Origin of the sequence: Massilia sp. X63 (genome assembly GCF_041023745.1) — a bacterium.
Lineage (GTDB): Bacteria > Pseudomonadota > Gammaproteobacteria > Burkholderiales > Burkholderiaceae_D > Telluria.
Genome location: NZ_JBFTEF010000001.1, coordinates 688,377 through 701,785 on the forward strand (window position 1 = coordinate 688,377; position 13,409 = coordinate 701,785).

Consider the following 13,409-nt stretch of genomic DNA (forward strand, 5'->3'; position numbering starts at 1 on the left):
CACAGCTTGAGGCGCGAGAACAGGCGCTGTGCGGTACTGACGCTGATCATTTCGCGGCAGTACAGGGCTATGATGATTCGCTTGGCGACGGTCTTCATGCGGCTTCCTTGGTAACGATCTCAGCTTGACGCCGGAAGAACACGCATTCTTCCTGGGCAGCGCGGTCATACCCAGCCAGCCAATCAGGCAGGGCAGCGGCAAAAGGGTTCATGCCATGCGAGTCACGCGGGCGGCCGGCATTGAATGCGTCGGCGCCACGCTGCTGCATGGCTTCGCGGGAAAAGATCTGGTCCATGCTCACACCTTCTCAGCCATGCCGTTGAGGCGTGCGCGCAGCTGCATGCCGAGTTGGAAGACGACGAACAGGGCCTTGTCAATCTTCTCGACCTCGTGCGCGTCGACTTTGCCATCGGCCAGCGCCTGGTGAATCTCGCCGCCGAATGCGCCGAGCTTCTCCCACAGGCCAGTGACCGACTCCAGCACAGCCATGTCGCCGGCCGGCTGCTCATCAATGCGGGTGCAGATGAAGCCGTGCTCGCGCGCCAGTGCGTGCAGCACTTCGTAGTTCTCGGTCAGCTCCATCACGCGCGACGCGTCGTCCATCGTCAGCACGTTCGTGGTCGAGTTCGGGTTGGCCTTGTTACGCAGCAGGCCAGCGGTGTAACCCATGCGCACAGCCAGCGCCTCGCAGCCGCCAGGGGAGTTGTGCACGGTCTTGTAGAAGGCGTCTTTGTAGTTCATGTGGAAATCCTGAAATCAGATGAAGCGTTGGCAGCTCAGCAGTAAGACAATGCAAGAATGGAAAACCTCAATGCACCCACCGCTACCGAAAAGACCGGCACCCCTATGGTCCTCCGGTCAGCTGCGTTATTGAGTGGCGGTCAAGCGGACGAGTCGGCCAATCCTTGGTCGGTGCGCTTGCGCTTGGATGGAGCAGACACCAGCTCAGGCCAAATGCGCTGCCAGTCATCCGGGAACATCTCCTTGCGCGTCACTAAGCCGCCAGTCGCCCTTTCGATGGCCGCGCCGTACTCGACGGGAATCGGCCGGGTTCCCGCAGCCCAGCGGCTAATGTCGGGAGCGTGCGCACCGATAGCCTTTGCGAGAGCCGCCTGGCGCCCGCGCTCTTGAGAAAGGTAGGTTTTGATGTCCATAGGGCTTGAGTATAGCGAATCGCTAAATAAAAGCAATAGCGTTTCGCACATTTCAAACTTTAGCGGTTTGCTATCTAATGCTCATATGCAAACAATTGACGAAGTTCGCCGACAAAACCTTGAGGTGGCGATCAAGCGGATGGGATCGGCCGCGAGGCTTGCCGACGCGTCGGGAACGTCGCCGGCTTACATCAGCCAGATTAAAAACCGGACCCCGGACAGCAAGACGGGACGCCCAAAAGCAATGGGCGATGATATGGCGCGACGAATTGAGGTTGCGCTAGGGGTTCAGTCAGGGTGGATGGATCAGCAACATGGCCCGACCCCTTTTCCGCAGGTGTTCGACGAAAACGTGAAGCCAGCCCCCATGGGGACGCGCCCGATTCCGGTGATCTCTTCGATTCAGGCTGGTGCGTTGAGGGACATCGAAAATCCGTACGAGCCTGGCGATGGGTACGCGGTCGAATACACGGATGACATGACTTTGTCGCGCTGGGCCTTTTGCCTTGATGTTGAGGGTCTTTCGATGGCGCCGCGCTTCCAACCTGGCGATCGTCTTTTTGTCGATCCTGAGAGATCACCTAGCCCAGGTAACTTTGTCGTGGCGCGCAACGGAAGCAACCAAGCCACGTTCAAGAAGTATCGGCCGCGCGGCATGGATACGAATGGGAATGAAATTTTTGAGCTGGTCCCACTGAACGACGATTTCCCAACGCTCCGAAGTGACCAAGAAAAGTTGATCGTGCTCGGCGTCGTTACGGAAGTGAAGCAGAGACTTGTATAAAGGCGCTACGGCACGCTTAGATGCCGATTGGAGAAAGTGTGGCACTCATCAGTTGTCATGAATGCAGCGGACCGGTTAGCTCCGAAGCAAAAGCGTGCCCGGGTTGCGGAGCTAAGCCGACGAGACCTCGTAAATCGCGCGCCCTGTTATATGCCGTATTGGGTGCCCCCGTAATTTTTGTCACGTGGATTGCCGTGGGCGCTCCGGGTCACAGAACAAGCCATCAATACAAGATGGGCGAGGCAATTACTGACTGTCGAGAGCAAATCGAACGGGCGGTAATTGCGGATGCTTCGATAAAGCAAGCGTGCGATTTTATGGAGAGTGATTATCGCGCTCGATATGGGGAGGAGCCACGATGACCATTCCCATTATCACCGGCCCCGGCCACTACGATTTCGAGGTGGTCGGCGAAAGCTTCTACCGTGCCAGCTTCGCAAAGATTTGCGGCCCGCACTGCCACGACGGTTACAACATGGAGGTGCGCGCGCACCTGGTCCTGCAGGACGACAACCCGCACGACAAGAAGGCGGTCAAGGTGATGGTGAATGGCCTCCAGGTCGGTCACCTGTCACGCGATGACGCGCGCGAGTTCCGCCGAGCTGTCCGATACGGGAAGCTGAGCATGTACGAGACGTTCGAATGCGCTGCGATCATTCGTGGCGGCTGGGATCGCGGGCCGGGCGACCGAGGCGACTTCGGCGTGCGCCTCGATCTGCCTCAAGACGACGATTAAAGGCGACGCGGCACGCCTGGATGCCGCACGGAGACGAGCAACATGCTGACCGAAATGAACAATCCAATTCCAATGCCGCAGCCGGGCCGCAGAAGCGAGGAGCCGCGCAACGAGCCGCCTAGGCAGCCGCAGCCGCAACCGCAGCCCACGCCGCAGCGGCGGTGACAAGCGGCGTCGCGGCAGCAAGTGCGCGGCAGCGATTTAGCCAAGCTCCGATCCGTTCGTTGCGAGCTCGATTCCTGTCGCAGCACTGCTGTTTGTTCTGCAAGTCGAATTGCCTGATCTGCTCTACGGTGTAGCCGGCTAAGGGGAAGCTCCCTGGCTCGTTCGCGGGCGGCCAGATATCTTGAACCCATAGGCATTTCCAGACGACTAGGCCAGCGAGCACGAATAAGTAAGCCGAGGCTGCGCCGACTGCCCAAGGTTGCCACGCGGGCACCGGGCTGGTCTTCTGAAGGAGGGCGGCTACGAAAGCCAGGGAGCCGCCAGCGCCCGCCAGGAGCAAGTTGAGCAGTGTGTTGCTTTCTCTGGTGAGGTTGTCGGCGTTGGCGATGTGGAAGGCCGCATTGGCTCGCGCCTCGGCTTCGATGTAGTCGAGCAGCTCTTTCATGGCTTCCTTTGCTTGTGAAATGTTGCCGTGAGTCTAGCGCGATTCAGGGTGGTTTACAACCGATGAGCCCGCGCCTCGATCTGCCGCAGGATGATGATTGATTTTTAGCGCACCATGAAAACAATATGAATAAGAACGAGAAAAAGTTGGTGCTATCGCTTGCGAAAGCCCTGGTACATCAACTTGATATAAATATGAGACTTATCGAATTACTCCCTGATGATAAGGCTGACCAGATCCAGCCGCATCAGGACAAGATCGAGGCTGAGCTTGACGGGTTCATCAAATTAGTTAAAGAGGAGTGGAAGTTCGATGACCAGGCCTGACTTGCGCCTACTTGAGCGACTCGGGAGATCGCTTGACAATAGTGGCGGGCCGCCGGATGATCCACGCATGGATGAACGCGTCAAAGCTCTGGAAAACTTCGCCGACCAGGCGCGCGGTGAACTGCGCGCCATTGACGTCCGGCTAACGAAGATCGAGACTAAGCTCGATCAACTCGCGACGAAAGAAGATGTGAAAGCGCTCAGCGCGGAATTGCATCGCGAGCTGCACACAACCACGTGGAAGCTCATTGGCGCGATGGGTCTGATCTGCGCTACAGTATTCTGGATCGCTCGAAACGTTGAGCCGCCGCGCACGCTGTCCTCCGGTGCCGCATATTACTCAACCACGACGCCTAGGCCGGCATCTCAACCATCTGCGGTCCAAGCGCCCGCGCCCCAGGCGCCAGCCCCGGCCCAGCCGACGGCGAAGTAAAGCACTAATCAAGGTCAACGCCTGAGCCCGCCATGTGCGGGCTTTTTCTTGCCCATCCTCCCAGCCCGCCACGCGCGGGCTTTTTTGCGTCTGGTCGCCGGCGCCGCGCTGCCCATCAGTCGAGCTATCAGACAGTTTAGCGAAATATTTAGCGCATCGCTACAAAAAAAGCTTGCGTGAATTTAGCGATACGCTATACTAACTCCATCGCAACCGAGCTCAACCCCTGAGCGCAGATGGAGAACACGATGGCCCTCCCTTGCGACCAAATCGAACCCGGCGACGACGTGTTTTGCCCGGACTGCGAACAGATCACAACCGCTGGCCTGATCGATATGGGCTGCGGCGAGACCGAGTTTTGGGGCAGCGTCAGCAATCACGTTGACCTGGTGACGTGCTGCTCCCGGTGCGGCTGCGAGAACGTCGAGCTGCCGTGGGAAGAAGAAGTGTTCGAGCTTGAGCAATGAATACGTGCCCGGCGCCCGGTAAAGCGTCGGTTGGCAGGCCCGGCCGAGACAGTAGGGACAGTGGGAACTGAGCATGCCCTGACACCTTGGAAAGACAGGGGCCACACAGCGCCGCCTGTGAAATTCCTATCAACCGGTATTTCAAGGGAACGGGCGGCGCTGTGTGGTGGTCGGGGCCTAGCGCCTGCACCGCGACGAAGTAGGGGCTTCGGCCACCCCGCTAACAACCAGCCGGCAGGGCCGGCGATAACGAGGAGAAAAGGGATGACCTACCGCGTCAAAGTGAACAACTCCACCGGCCCGATTCTGTATTACGCCATTGGCGCCATCGCTCTCGACAACCTGCTGGAGCGCCTGTATGCAGCCGGCCCGATTGGCGTCGTGTTGGAGACGTTGAAATGAGCGAACACGAGATCCGCAACATCAAGGTCAAGGTCGCGGCTGTGCTGTTCTGGGTCGTGGCCACTGTGAGCGCGATCGTAGGAGGACTGCCGGGATGATCCGCCGCCTCGCAGCAGCATTCGTAATCGCCATCGCCTTCCTGATCCTCGGCGCGAGCCTGGATGACGTGGCGACTAGGCCAGCAACCGAATTTTCGCAGTAACCCACGCCGGCAGAGTCCCGGCCAAACCCAAACTTTAGCTCCGAGCGAAAGGCTAAAAATGGAACCGCAAGCAGCAGCATCCGAAGAAGTCCGCACCCACTGGAAAAAGCTCGTGGACCCGCGCTACATCGGCGCCTACGCACTCCCGAACGGTAACGACCTGGTCGTCACGATCGAGATGGTGCGCAGCGAAGAGATCACCATGATGGGCGGGAAGAAGGAAGTCCACAGCATCATGTACCTCAAGGGTCAGAAGCCGATGATCCTCAACGCGACTAACTCCAAGTCCATCCACAAGCTGTACGGCCCGTACATCGAGGATTGGGCCGGCAAGCAGATCACCCTGTACGGCAGCACCGCCAAGCTCGGTGGCGAAATGGTCGAATGCCTGCGGATCCGCCCAAGCATCCCGGCCAAGGTGAAGCAGAAGATCACCGGCCAGCGCCTGACAGCGGCGCTTGAGCAAATCCGCGCCGGCACTTACACGGTCGCCAAGCTGCGCGCCAGCTTCGACCTGACCGCCGACCAGCAGATCCTGGTCAATGACCTTCAAAAGGAACTGGCATGAGCAGAAACTTCAAATTCCGGTGCTCGTCGCTCGGCCTGATCATGACCGACGCGCAGTCGATCGATGAGCAGTTCGTTACCGAGGAAGTGGCCGCAATCCAGCGCCGGACGAAGCGCACCGACGACGAGAAGGCGCTGCTGCAGGCGCTGAAGGATAAGAGCCTGTCTGCCGGCGCCAAGACTTACATCGAAAGCCTGGCCAAGGAGGAGCTGTACGGCTTCCGCGAGGTCGTGACCGGCAAGTACATGGACAAGGGTCTGATCGTCGAGGATGAATCGATCGAGCTGTACAACCGCGTGTTCTTCACCGATTACGTCAAGAACACCGAGCGCCGCACCGACGACTACATCACCGGCGAGTGCGACATCATCGTTCCCGGCGTGGCTGGCATCGACATCAAGTCGGCATGGTCTCTGGCCACCTTCCCGGCGACGGCTGCTGCTGGCCACGACAAGCTGTACGAATGGCAGTGCCGCGGCTACATGCGCCTATGGAACGTCCCGGCCTGGGAGGTGGCGTACTGCATGGTCAACACGCCCGACGAGCTGATCAAGTACGAGCAGGAGGAGCTGCACTACGTCGACCACATCGACCCGGCCCTGCGCGTCACCGTGGTGCGCTATGAGCGCGACATGGAACTGGAGGCCAAGATCGTTTCGAAGGTGCGCGCCGCCCGCCAGTACTTCGACCGCATCACCGGCGAGATCAAGCGGCAGCACAACGTTCTGGAGGCAGCATGACCGCCATCGTCCTGATGAAGGCCCCGAACGGCGCCCTGGTGCCTGCCGACCCACAGGCAACCGAATACATCGCGGGCTTGAAGTTAGGCGCCGCGGTGAAGGCGGAGGTCAAGCGCATGCGGAACTACAAGTTCCATAAGAAGCTGTTCGCGCTACTGCAGTTCGCCTTTGATACCTGGGAGCCGACCGACGCGACCTACAAGGGGCAGATGGTAGAGAAGAATTTCGACCAGTTCCGCAACGATGTCACGGTCCTGGCCGGCTTCTTTGAAACCACGATCACGCTCAAAGGCGAGGTGCGCGTCGTCGCCAAGTCGATCAGCTTCGGCAGCATGAGTCAGGGCGACTTCGACAAGCTCTACAGCGCAGTCTGCAACGTCGTGCTGGCGAAGATCCTCAAGAACTACGACCGCGAGCAGCTGGATGCGGTGATGGATCAACTGACGGGGTTTCTATGAGCAGGAAAAGCAAATTCCCGGTACGGACATCGGTACGCCAACTGAGCCGCGACACCCAGATGGCGATGCGCGCCGAAGCCATCGAGCTGATAGAGAGGCTGATGAAAGAAGAGCCGAGGACCGCGCCGGAACTGTCCCAGCTGACGAAGGTGGGAAAGAACACGCTCAACGGCTACCTCCGTCACCTGCAGAGGGCGCTGCGCAAGATCCGCCCGACGAGCCAGACACGCAACCGGGCTGTCGTGTGGGAGTTGGGCATTGATCCAAGCCTGCCGACGCCCGACGAAGCGCTCGATCAGCTTTTCGCCGTACGACGCGGCACCCGGCCGGCGGTACAGATCGGCATGCAACGAGATCCCCTGGTAGCCGCTCTGTTCGGCCCAGCAAACCAAGAACACAAGGAGGCAGCATGATCCAAGATCGCCGTATCACCGACAAACTCCCAGGCCGGCCGCTGCAGTGGGAAGAGGGCGCCACTCCTTCCGCTGCACCAGCAGCAGATGCCCCTATGCCCAATGCTGAGCTCGAGCGCATCGCCGAGGAGTTCAGAATGCACGCGGATTCGGACGACGACGCTGAACTCCGCGCTGGCGGGGAAAAGCGCCTGATCGCGTTCGATTACTTCAAGCGCGGATGGATTACCACCAAGGGGGCTGCACCAGCAGCAGGACAGGCAGGGCTGGCGAAGCCCGAAGACCTGCGGCGCGCGATTTGCAGCGCAGTGGTGAACTGCGGCCATGTGATCGACGACGAGCGCGTGATGGTGATGGCCAACCCGAAGCAGGAAGGAAACGCACTGTCCCAGCTCGTGGACCGCATCGCAGCCATCCCCACTCTCGCTGCTCCAGTAGCAGCAGACACCCGAGCCGAAGGTGCAACCGAGCAGGCGAGCTGTGACGCTAAAGACTTGATCGCTATCGCCGCGCAGCTCCGAGAGGTGAATCATTGGGCCGCGCAAACATCGGTCGCATTGCTCGACGAGATCGCAGGACGGATGCTCAAAGCTGCGCCTGCCGCCCCTCTCGCCACTCCAGCAGATGCAGGGGCAGGACAACAGCCCGACGAGCACGTCGAGTTTCCGCACAGCTACCGGAAGTGGGATTTGAGGCGAGAGGATTATGTAGCGCCGCCCTTCGCGGCACCCGCCAGCCAACAAGCGGCAAGCGGAGAGGTGCTGACGAATTCAGAAATCTTTGGGTTGCTTGTCCATATCCGCCCCGATGCGTATGGAATGCCGGGCTGCGGGCCTGATTTCGAGGGGTACGACTTGGCTTGCGCCCGCGCCATCGAGCGCGAAGTGGTTGAGCGCGTCGGCAACGCAATTCGTCTCGCCCACCTGTCCACTTCTGGCGCACCAGTAACGGCAGAACCAGTGGCGACCGATACGCCGCTCGCTGAGTCGCTTCGCCATACGGCCAACCGGCTGCAATCTTTTGCCGACCGCCTCTGCAACGACAAGAGCCTGGGCGAACGATACGAGGGCGATGAAAGCGAGCTGCGCATGGCGATCCAGCAACTGCGCCACTTTGCACGCATTGCCGCTACCCCTGCACCAGCAGACCGCGATGCGATCCGCGCCGAAGCTCTGGAAGAGGCGATTGTAGCCCACAAGCAAACCCGCAACTGGCAGGCCGTTGATACCGTTCGCGCCCTCAAGAGCATGGAACGTGCCGCTGACGCGGCGGAAACCCTCGATACGAAAGGTGGGGAGTGATGCCGACATACACCACAAACGGCCCCGGCGTGATCCGCAAGGCACTGGAAGAGGCGGGCATAAAGTTCAGCGGCCGCGATAGCGTGGGCGCATCAGCGGATCGCCTGCGTGCCTTCTGGCTGAACCCGCAGGCGGCTTTTGAGAAGTGGCGCGAAGAACAGGCCGACAGCGCATCGGGCCGCGCGCAGCGCACGAACAACGAAGGCGGAAGCAATGCGAGTAGTTAGCCTCCTTCCCCTGACCAAGCGCGCCAAGCAGATCGTCAAGCAGCACGGCGAACGCTGGGAAGTGGTGCGGCGCCAGCCGTATGTGCTGTTCGCTCCTGAGCGTGGCCCTTGGCTGCTGGTGCAGCCGCTGACCGAGGAACGCGCCCCGGCAAACGATGTGCGATCCGCGCGAGTAGAAACCGCTTCGCGCTGGGTGCACGAATTCAACGACGAAAATTTTAAGGTTGCGCCATGAACAACAACACCAACACCGCCGGGGAAGCCCTGGACCTGAACAAGCTAAAAGCACTGGCGAAAGCCGCAACGCCGCAGAATTTCGACAGCGCGCAAATCACGAATCAAGGCTGCATCGAATGCCCGTCGTGCGATGGCAGCGGCGAAGTCGAACTGACCGCTGATTACTGCAACTACGATGGCCGAGCCATCGGCGTACAGTTCTATGGCATCGGGCCAGAACACCGCGCCGCCGAAGCGTTCTACCGCGCCGCCAACCCTGCCGCCATTCTGGAACTGATCGCCCTTGTTCGCGCTGGTAGCGAAGCATCTACCGCACAACAAGGTGACGATGACCTGATCACTGAGGCAGTGACGCGCAATAACGTCTATGGCGTGCTGCCGAACTCCGCGAGCACCGTGTCCATTGGTCGCGCAGTTCTGGCCGCTCACCGCGCCATCCTCGCAGCACCTACTGCGGCACAGAAGGAAGGGGCAAGCGAACAAGATGCGAAGGATGCGGCGCGCCTGCTGTGGTTCAGCCGCGAATGGGACAGCGAGCACGCAACGGCCTATTGCCGCCACGTTCTGATGCGCGGTGGCGATGGCGACCTGAGCGACATTCGCACGTACCTCGACGCAGCCATGTCTGCCGCCCAGGCCCAGCCGAAAGACACCACGGATACCACGAAAGGACAGGCATGAGCACCGAACTGAACCAGAAACACGAGGCCGTACTGCGCAAGGCATCAGCAGCGATCCGCGCACGCGGACACGAAGGCGACGCACGGCTGGCTGATTCGGTTGACGGCATTATTTCCAGCCTCTCCCGCCGCGCATCTCCTGCCGCTGCTGTACCAGAAGGTGCGCTGCCACCGCTGCCGATTCTTCCCGATACGCTACTGGAGTGGATCAGTGACTACGGCTTGGCGCGCACCGAAGGCGTGGGCGAGGTTGACCGCCTGCACATCTGGGAAATGCTGATCAAGGGCGTGAAGCAGTATGCCACCGACTACGCCCGTGCTGCTGTAGAAGCGGATCGAGCGCGGCTGCTGCCCACTACTGGAACGGCTATAGCGATGAGTCTTGGGCCGTCCATCGGGCAGGCGTTGGCCGAAAAAGATCGCGTCATTGCCGAGTTGCGCGAACAGTTTGACGCGGCGTTTCTGTCGTGGAACGGCTTCCATACGAAAGCAGAGCTTGACGCCGAGTGGGCGCCTGGAACGCTTGCGGGGGAAATGTTCCGCGCTGGGGCAGAGAATCGGGCGGATCGAGCGCAACAGCATCAGTCGGGGCACATGCCGCCCTTCGCGGCACCCGCCAGCCAACGCAAAGCAATCATCTCGGCTATCGGTCGCGCATGGCAGGCGGTTGCGCCAGGAATCAGCCCGATGGGTGACAAGTTGAAACACGCAATTGCCCGCGAAGTCAGCATTGTGTTAGCCAGCCGGTGCCGCGCGCCGGGCGGCGATGGTGCGCCTTCTGCTGGTGATGTTTCGGCGGATCGAGCACAACAAGGCGAGCCGGTGGCGATGGAGCAAAGCTACTCGTACCGCACGCGCCCGCTCGACGTTGTGGGCCGCGTAAACGGCGAATGGTCGGAATGGAAGGAATGCACCCGCGAGCAGTACATCAAGGGCATACCGCACGCATGGCCACGCGACATCGAATTCCGCGCCGCCACCAAGGCAGCATCGCCTGCTGATGCGCCGACCATGGAATCGCTTGTTGATGCCCTGCGCAATGCCGCGCTCGACCTGCTGGAGTTAAAAGGCGACGCGAGCGCGAAGCTGGAAATCGCCGGCGAGCCGCCGCTTTACGTGCTCGTCGGCCACGCGGATGGCATCGCCAAGCTCTTGCCGGGCGCTACACCAGTACCCGATACCGGCATTCCGACTGCGGGAGAGGATGAGCAAGAGCTTGAGTTTCTGAAGTATTGGCTGAGCTTTGCAGCGGAGCCTGTTGGTATGACATGCTGCGGGCAGCCTTGCGTCGGCGCGGAGTACATGGGGCAGGTGGAAATGGTTTGCTGCGGCAACGGTGAGCCGGAATTCCGGTCAGATAAGGACGTGATCGACGCCATGGAAGTCCGCCACAACGAATTGTCTGCCAAGTTGTTTGCTGCCGGTTCCGCGCGCCAGGGCGGAAATACAAAACCAGAGAGCAACGACAATTTCCGCGCACCAGTCTCCAGCACTCCTACATCAGGAGAGGTGGAGAAAGCAGGGTGGAAGTGGGTGCCGGTAGAGCCTACGGACGAGATGCGCGAAGCCTGCCGCGTGCTCAACTACTGCGACGACATTGATGCCGAATGGGCGCGCATGCTCGCCGCCGCTCCCTCCTATCCATCAGAGGCGCAGACCTGCACCTGCCCGAGCGGTGACGGCTCGCTGCGCTGGCCTTGCCCCGCTCATCCATTAGAGGCGAAAGCCGGGGAGGCGCAGCAATGAGCATGGCCGACAAGTACCCGAAGTATTACAAGCGCACGCCTGGCGACACCACCGTGCTCGACACCTACGCCGTGAACATGATGTTCCCGGTTGACGACCCGACAGGCTGCATCCTGCACGCCCGCAAGAAGCTTCTTGTTCCAGGAACGCGGACGGGCGGCAAGAGCCTGCGCGACGACATCAAGGAGGCGCGCGACACGCTCACGCGCTACTTGGAATTGACCGAGGCGAAAGCTGGGAGTGAAGCATGAACGACTGGATTACGAATTTCCTCATCTGCGGCGCAATCATAGCCGCTGCCGTTGTACTGATCCTGTTCGGCTACACGGCAGAACAGGAATCCTGGCACAAGGATTGCGCCGCACTCGGCAAGCATCGCAGCGGCGGCAAGGTGTACGAGTGCAGGATTGCCGCTCCTGCTCACCCAGGAGAAGGAGAGAAGGAAGGGAAATGACAATGCAAAAACAGACTATCCAGTCGCGGTATGTGACACTGCAGGAATGGGCCGCGATGATGTTTTCGAAGATCCCGCACCACAATACTCTGCTGCGCTGGGTGCGCGACGGACACATCTACCCGCAGCCAGAGAAGGTGGGGAAGGCATGGCAAGTGAAGCGCGACGCAAAGTACGTGGAATGATATGGGCCGGCAAAGACTAGCGAAGAACCGGGCGCTGCCGCCCAACCTCTACGTCAACTCGGCGGGATATTACTATTACCGGGATGCAGGGAAGAAGACGCAGAAGGGCCTCGGCAAGGACCGAGCAAAGGCAATCCAGGCGGCGCGGCAGGCCAACGCCGCCGTGGCGGTGCGCGAACCTTCCTCGCTTGTCGACTGGGTGCTGGGCAAGAGCGACTACACCCTGGCTGAGTGGCTGCCGATCTATCGCGAGCTATGGGAGGAAAAGACCCAGCCAGCTGCGAATACCCTGCAGGGGGCGAAGAGCCTCTTGAAGCGGGTCGCGGCCGCGGACTTCGCGAAGATGCGTATGCGGCAAATCGAGACCGCACACGTCGCCACGTTTTTGGAAGCGTTCGCGAAATCGAGTGGCGCCGGGACGGCCCGCAACATGCGTTCGAAGCTTACAGACATCTTCCGCTGGGCGGAAACGCAGGGCGTGATCGAGGTTGGTAAAAACCCGGTGTCGGCGACCTTCAATCCGAACTACAGGGTCGCACGTGAGCGGCTAAGCCTGGAGCAGTTCTGGGCGATCCACGCGCTGGCTAACACCTGGGCGAAGAACGCCATGATGCTCGCCCTGGTAACAGGCCAGCGGCGCGACGATATCGCCAGCATGAGGTTCGCAGACTTCAAGGATGGCTATCTGCATGTGGCCCAAGGTAAATCGGGCGGGGAGACGAAGCTGCAAATCGACGGGGCTATCAAGCTGTCGAAGGTTGGCTTGTCGATCGGGGAGGTGGTCGCCGGGTGCCGAGACCTGATCGTCAGCCGCTACTTGGTGCACCACACCGAGCGCGTATCGACGACGAAGCCCGGTGACAAGGTGCGCGCGGCCGGCTTGTCTGAAGCATTCGCGAAGGCGCGCGATCGAGCCGAGATCGGATCGTCGAGCGACAGGACGCCGCCATCGTTCCACGAGATCAGAAGCTTGTCCGAGCGGCTCTACAGGGAGGAATTCGGGGCTGATTTTGCGCAGGCAATTCTGGGGCACAAGAGCGCACAGATGACCGCTAAGTACGACGATTTGCGCGGCGGATGGAAAACAGTCAAAGCAAAGTGATTTCGGAACTTATTAAACGAATTTCTGTAATTCTCACGAATCGCCTTTAGGTACGGGCGCGCTTTGCGATCCGGATGCTTACATCTGAAACAGATGGCGTGGCGAACTGCGCAGTAGGCTGATACAAATCGCGGCGCCGGGGGGCCGCCCGCTGTCGCATCGACGCGACAACGGGCAGGCCAGC

General features: G+C 60.4%; 23 protein-coding genes. 19 read left to right on the plus strand and 4 right to left on the minus strand.

Annotated elements, in window-relative coordinates; translation table 11 throughout:
• Window positions 1-94: 94 nt before the first annotated feature.
• The 3 genes from AB3347_RS03215 to AB3347_RS03225 all read right to left on the minus strand — a co-directional run bounded on the left by AB3347_RS03215 (window position 95) and on the right by AB3347_RS03225 (window position 1,154).
• Window positions 95-295 carry a hypothetical protein gene (locus AB3347_RS03215; RefSeq protein ID WP_369090316.1) on the minus strand — a complete coding sequence of 67 codons (201 nt, stop codon included), beginning with the start codon at window positions 293-295 and terminating at the stop codon, window positions 95-97.
• Between the two features lie 2 nt (window positions 296-297).
• Entirely contained in the window at window positions 298-741 is a 444-nt protein-coding gene (locus AB3347_RS03220) for a phage regulatory CII family protein (protein WP_369090317.1), read from the minus strand.
• 140 nt (window positions 742-881) lie between these two features.
• Entirely contained in the window at window positions 882-1,154 is a 273-nt protein-coding gene (locus AB3347_RS03225) for a transcriptional regulator (protein ID WP_369090318.1), read from the minus strand.
• Between the two features lie 85 nt (window positions 1,155-1,239).
• On the opposite strand from AB3347_RS03225, the gene AB3347_RS03230 reads away from it, so the two are divergent.
• Together AB3347_RS03230 and AB3347_RS03235 are read left to right on the plus strand one after the other, a co-directional pair.
• Window positions 1,240-1,938, plus strand: a complete 699-nt coding sequence (locus tag AB3347_RS03230; protein WP_369090319.1) for a S24 family peptidase — start codon at window positions 1,240-1,242, stop codon at window positions 1,936-1,938.
• 358 nt (window positions 1,939-2,296) lie between these two features.
• Entirely contained in the window at window positions 2,297-2,674 is a 378-nt protein-coding gene (locus AB3347_RS03235; RefSeq protein WP_369090320.1) for an HIRAN domain-containing protein, read from the plus strand.
• A gap of 118 nt (window positions 2,675-2,792) precedes the next feature.
• Here the strand turns inward: AB3347_RS03235 and AB3347_RS03240 are convergent, their stop codons facing one another.
• Entirely contained in the window at window positions 2,793-3,284 is a 492-nt protein-coding gene (locus tag AB3347_RS03240; RefSeq protein ID WP_369090321.1) for a hypothetical protein, read from the minus strand.
• 125 nt (window positions 3,285-3,409) lie between these two features.
• Here AB3347_RS03240 and AB3347_RS03245 point away from each other — a divergent pair, with 125 nt between their 5' ends.
• From AB3347_RS03245 to AB3347_RS03325, 17 genes are all read left to right on the plus strand, one after another.
• Complete coding sequence (locus AB3347_RS03245; protein ID WP_369090322.1) at window positions 3,410-3,610, plus strand: hypothetical protein; 201 nt, start codon at window positions 3,410-3,412, stop codon at window positions 3,608-3,610.
• 67 nt (window positions 3,611-3,677) lie between these two features.
• Entirely contained in the window at window positions 3,678-4,043 is a 366-nt protein-coding gene (locus AB3347_RS03250; RefSeq protein WP_369090323.1) for a hypothetical protein, read from the plus strand.
• A 236-nt stretch (window positions 4,044-4,279) separates the two neighbouring features.
• On the plus strand, window positions 4,280-4,510 hold the full coding sequence (locus tag AB3347_RS03255) for a hypothetical protein (RefSeq protein ID WP_369090324.1): 231 nt from the start codon (window positions 4,280-4,282) through the stop codon (window positions 4,508-4,510).
• Window positions 4,511-4,774: 264 nt separating this feature from the next.
• Complete coding sequence (locus tag AB3347_RS03260) at window positions 4,775-4,912, plus strand: hypothetical protein (protein WP_369090325.1); 138 nt, start codon at window positions 4,775-4,777, stop codon at window positions 4,910-4,912.
• Window positions 4,913-5,172: 260 nt separating this feature from the next.
• Window positions 5,173-5,682, plus strand: a complete 510-nt coding sequence (locus tag AB3347_RS03265; RefSeq protein WP_369090326.1) for a hypothetical protein — start codon at window positions 5,173-5,175, stop codon at window positions 5,680-5,682.
• On the plus strand, window positions 5,679-6,422 hold the full coding sequence (locus AB3347_RS03270) for a hypothetical protein (RefSeq protein ID WP_369090327.1): 744 nt from the start codon (window positions 5,679-5,681) through the stop codon (window positions 6,420-6,422). The genes AB3347_RS03265 and AB3347_RS03270 overlap by 4 nt, the downstream gene beginning before the upstream one ends.
• Window positions 6,419-6,880 (plus strand): DUF1367 family protein, encoded by a 462-nt coding sequence (locus AB3347_RS03275; RefSeq protein WP_369090328.1) that lies wholly within the window; start codon window positions 6,419-6,421, stop codon window positions 6,878-6,880. Before AB3347_RS03270 ends, AB3347_RS03275 begins: the two co-directional genes overlap by 4 nt.
• Window positions 6,877-7,293, plus strand: a complete 417-nt coding sequence (locus tag AB3347_RS03280; RefSeq protein ID WP_369090329.1) for a hypothetical protein — start codon at window positions 6,877-6,879, stop codon at window positions 7,291-7,293. The genes AB3347_RS03275 and AB3347_RS03280 overlap by 4 nt, the downstream gene beginning before the upstream one ends.
• Entirely contained in the window at window positions 7,290-8,594 is a 1,305-nt protein-coding gene (locus tag AB3347_RS03285) for a hypothetical protein (RefSeq protein ID WP_369090330.1), read from the plus strand. The genes AB3347_RS03280 and AB3347_RS03285 overlap by 4 nt, the downstream gene beginning before the upstream one ends.
• The gene (locus tag AB3347_RS03290) at window positions 8,594-8,821 is read left to right on the plus strand and encodes a hypothetical protein (RefSeq protein WP_369090331.1); all 228 of its coding nucleotides are present in this window, start codon (window positions 8,594-8,596) and stop codon (window positions 8,819-8,821) included. The genes AB3347_RS03285 and AB3347_RS03290 overlap by 1 nt, the downstream gene beginning before the upstream one ends.
• A complete protein-coding gene (locus AB3347_RS03295; RefSeq protein WP_369090332.1) occupies window positions 8,808-9,056 on the plus strand; it encodes a hypothetical protein in 249 nt (82 codons plus the stop codon). The genes AB3347_RS03290 and AB3347_RS03295 overlap by 14 nt, the downstream gene beginning before the upstream one ends.
• The gene (locus tag AB3347_RS03300) at window positions 9,053-9,739 is read left to right on the plus strand and encodes a hypothetical protein (RefSeq protein WP_369090333.1); all 687 of its coding nucleotides are present in this window, start codon (window positions 9,053-9,055) and stop codon (window positions 9,737-9,739) included. Before AB3347_RS03295 ends, AB3347_RS03300 begins: the two co-directional genes overlap by 4 nt.
• Window positions 9,736-11,484 carry a hypothetical protein gene (locus tag AB3347_RS03305; RefSeq protein WP_369090334.1) on the plus strand — a complete coding sequence of 583 codons (1,749 nt, stop codon included), beginning with the start codon at window positions 9,736-9,738 and terminating at the stop codon, window positions 11,482-11,484. Before AB3347_RS03300 ends, AB3347_RS03305 begins: the two co-directional genes overlap by 4 nt.
• Window positions 11,481-11,735 (plus strand): hypothetical protein, encoded by a 255-nt coding sequence (locus tag AB3347_RS03310; RefSeq protein WP_369090335.1) that lies wholly within the window; start codon window positions 11,481-11,483, stop codon window positions 11,733-11,735. The genes AB3347_RS03305 and AB3347_RS03310 overlap by 4 nt, the downstream gene beginning before the upstream one ends.
• Window positions 11,732-11,938 carry a hypothetical protein gene (locus AB3347_RS03315; protein WP_369090336.1) on the plus strand — a complete coding sequence of 69 codons (207 nt, stop codon included), beginning with the start codon at window positions 11,732-11,734 and terminating at the stop codon, window positions 11,936-11,938. The genes AB3347_RS03310 and AB3347_RS03315 overlap by 4 nt, the downstream gene beginning before the upstream one ends.
• A gap of 2 nt (window positions 11,939-11,940) precedes the next feature.
• Entirely contained in the window at window positions 11,941-12,123 is a 183-nt protein-coding gene (locus AB3347_RS03320) for an excisionase (RefSeq protein WP_369090337.1), read from the plus strand.
• A gap of 1 nt (window position 12,124) precedes the next feature.
• Window positions 12,125-13,225, plus strand: coding sequence for a tyrosine-type recombinase/integrase (locus AB3347_RS03325; RefSeq protein ID WP_369090338.1), 1,101 nt, complete (start codon window positions 12,125-12,127; stop codon window positions 13,223-13,225).
• Window positions 13,226-13,409 lie beyond the last annotated feature (184 nt).

Bases quoted from the DNA above. Each gene is read 5' to 3' on its own strand.
- AB3347_RS03215 (WP_369090316.1), bottom strand. From the start codon at position 295: ATGGACCAGATCTTTTCCCGCGAAGCCATGCAGCAGCGTGGCGCCGAC.
- AB3347_RS03220 (WP_369090317.1), bottom strand. From the start codon at position 741: ATGAACTACAAAGACGCCTTCTACAAGACCGTGCACAACTCCCCTGGC.
- AB3347_RS03225 (WP_369090318.1), bottom strand. From the start codon at position 1,154: ATGGACATCAAAACCTACCTTTCTCAAGAGCGCGGGCGCCAGGCGGCT.
- AB3347_RS03230 (WP_369090319.1), top strand. From the start codon at position 1,240: ATGCAAACAATTGACGAAGTTCGCCGACAAAACCTTGAGGTGGCGATC.
- AB3347_RS03235 (WP_369090320.1), top strand. From the start codon at position 2,297: ATGACCATTCCCATTATCACCGGCCCCGGCCACTACGATTTCGAGGTG.
- AB3347_RS03240 (WP_369090321.1), bottom strand. From the start codon at position 3,284: ATGAAAGAGCTGCTCGACTACATCGAAGCCGAGGCGCGAGCCAATGCG.
- AB3347_RS03245 (WP_369090322.1), top strand. From the start codon at position 3,410: ATGAATAAGAACGAGAAAAAGTTGGTGCTATCGCTTGCGAAAGCCCTG.
- AB3347_RS03250 (WP_369090323.1), top strand. From the start codon at position 3,678: ATGGATGAACGCGTCAAAGCTCTGGAAAACTTCGCCGACCAGGCGCGC.
- AB3347_RS03255 (WP_369090324.1), top strand. From the start codon at position 4,280: ATGGAGAACACGATGGCCCTCCCTTGCGACCAAATCGAACCCGGCGAC.
- AB3347_RS03260 (WP_369090325.1), top strand. From the start codon at position 4,775: ATGACCTACCGCGTCAAAGTGAACAACTCCACCGGCCCGATTCTGTAT.
- AB3347_RS03265 (WP_369090326.1), top strand. From the start codon at position 5,173: ATGGAACCGCAAGCAGCAGCATCCGAAGAAGTCCGCACCCACTGGAAA.
- AB3347_RS03270 (WP_369090327.1), top strand. From the start codon at position 5,679: ATGAGCAGAAACTTCAAATTCCGGTGCTCGTCGCTCGGCCTGATCATG.
- AB3347_RS03275 (WP_369090328.1), top strand. From the start codon at position 6,419: ATGACCGCCATCGTCCTGATGAAGGCCCCGAACGGCGCCCTGGTGCCT.
- AB3347_RS03280 (WP_369090329.1), top strand. From the start codon at position 6,877: ATGAGCAGGAAAAGCAAATTCCCGGTACGGACATCGGTACGCCAACTG.
- AB3347_RS03285 (WP_369090330.1), top strand. From the start codon at position 7,290: ATGATCCAAGATCGCCGTATCACCGACAAACTCCCAGGCCGGCCGCTG.
- AB3347_RS03290 (WP_369090331.1), top strand. From the start codon at position 8,594: ATGCCGACATACACCACAAACGGCCCCGGCGTGATCCGCAAGGCACTG.
- AB3347_RS03295 (WP_369090332.1), top strand. From the start codon at position 8,808: ATGCGAGTAGTTAGCCTCCTTCCCCTGACCAAGCGCGCCAAGCAGATC.
- AB3347_RS03300 (WP_369090333.1), top strand. From the start codon at position 9,053: ATGAACAACAACACCAACACCGCCGGGGAAGCCCTGGACCTGAACAAG.
- AB3347_RS03305 (WP_369090334.1), top strand. From the start codon at position 9,736: ATGAGCACCGAACTGAACCAGAAACACGAGGCCGTACTGCGCAAGGCA.
- AB3347_RS03310 (WP_369090335.1), top strand. From the start codon at position 11,481: ATGAGCATGGCCGACAAGTACCCGAAGTATTACAAGCGCACGCCTGGC.
- AB3347_RS03315 (WP_369090336.1), top strand. From the start codon at position 11,732: ATGAACGACTGGATTACGAATTTCCTCATCTGCGGCGCAATCATAGCC.
- AB3347_RS03320 (WP_369090337.1), top strand. From the start codon at position 11,941: ATGCAAAAACAGACTATCCAGTCGCGGTATGTGACACTGCAGGAATGG.
- AB3347_RS03325 (WP_369090338.1), top strand. From the start codon at position 12,125: ATGGGCCGGCAAAGACTAGCGAAGAACCGGGCGCTGCCGCCCAACCTC.